The organism is Mesonia sediminis, from assembly GCF_042684705.1.
Classification (GTDB): Bacteria; Bacteroidota; Bacteroidia; order Flavobacteriales; family Flavobacteriaceae; genus Mesonia; species Mesonia sediminis.
Genome location: NZ_JBHULZ010000025.1, coordinates 1 through 1142 on the forward strand (window position 1 = coordinate 1; position 1142 = coordinate 1142).

The window sequence follows — 1142 nt, forward strand, 5'->3', positions numbered from 1 at the left end:
ATTTCTTTTAAGAACTAATTTTTGTTTTTTACTTCATCTTTTCAAGCAGTCAGATTCATTATTTTTCCGCTTTGCTTTTCATTCCGAGGTATTTTTGCCAACTGTTTTGTGTATGGCTCGTTGCGGGAAATCCGTAAGGATTTTCCGCCGTAAAACGAAGATAGCAAATTGCAATGAATTCCGATTAGGAATTCAGCCGCAATGAGCTATACACGTTGTTGCCAGTAGTTTTTATTCCACTTTAAATTCCTTTTCGAACGGTATGTCAAATTTTTGTTCTCTATGATAAAAACGTAAAATTCCGTTCATTTTATAAATTCCAGATTGTAATGAATCTAATTCAATGTCCGCAAAAGAGTAATTATCTTTAAGTTCAAAATCAATTTTTTGTTCTTTTCCATTGAGTTCGATTTTATTAATCAAAATGTGTCTGTTTTCTTTTATTGGTTGTCCAAACCTTGAAGTCAAGGTAAGTTTAATTCCGCTGTCTGTTTTTCTTGAGATTATACTGTCTATGTCAACTTTATACAATCCATCAACAGAATAAGTTTGTCGGCTCGCATATTCAAATGAATAAGCCATTGCAATTACAAGTCTATTCTTTATGTATTTTAGACTTAAATCTTTAGAGTCAGTTTTCGGCTGTTTAAATTCTGGTAATAAATAGTCTTTTCTATTGTCTACAATTTTCGGAACCTCATTTAGAATTTCGTTGGATTCCGCAATAATGTTTTCCAGATTTTTTTCTTTATTCTTGATTGCTCTGTCAATTGCAGAAATTAACGATTCAAATCTTGAATCCAATTCATTTAGTTTTTCAATTTCTCGAGAAGGCATCTCCTCAATTATTCTATAATAATCTCCTTTATTCTTATTCAGAGTTCGGTTGTTGAATTCAAAATTAGCTTGTAAAAATGAATTCATTTCGGTCAATTCCTTGTCTTGGTTTTTACAAGAAAAGAGTATGAAGATTGAAAGAAAATAAACTAAAATTTGGCTTTTCATTTAATCAATATATTAATGCTTTTTAGTTCGGTTAAATTACTGGCAACGGCTTTGGCTATGATTTCGTTGCGGAAAAATACGCAGGATTTATTCCGTTGTAGCTCAAAGATAGAAAAAAGGATGGAATTTTCGGTAGA

The 1142-nt window shown here is 31.2% G+C and carries 1 protein-coding gene; it reads right to left on the bottom strand.

Annotation, left to right across the window (positions count from 1 at the left end):
* Nucleotides 1–231: 231 nt before the first annotated feature.
* Complete coding sequence (locus ACFSQ0_RS05640) at nt 232–1005, bottom strand: hypothetical protein (RefSeq protein ID WP_379045390.1); 774 nt, start codon at nt 1003–1005, stop codon at nt 232–234.
* Nucleotides 1006–1142 lie beyond the last annotated feature (137 nt).

Excerpts from the sequence above, each read along its gene's own strand:
- ACFSQ0_RS05640 (WP_379045390.1), bottom strand. The coding sequence starts at position 1,005 with ATGAAAAGCCAAATTTTAGTTTATTTTCTTTCAATCTTCATACTCTTT.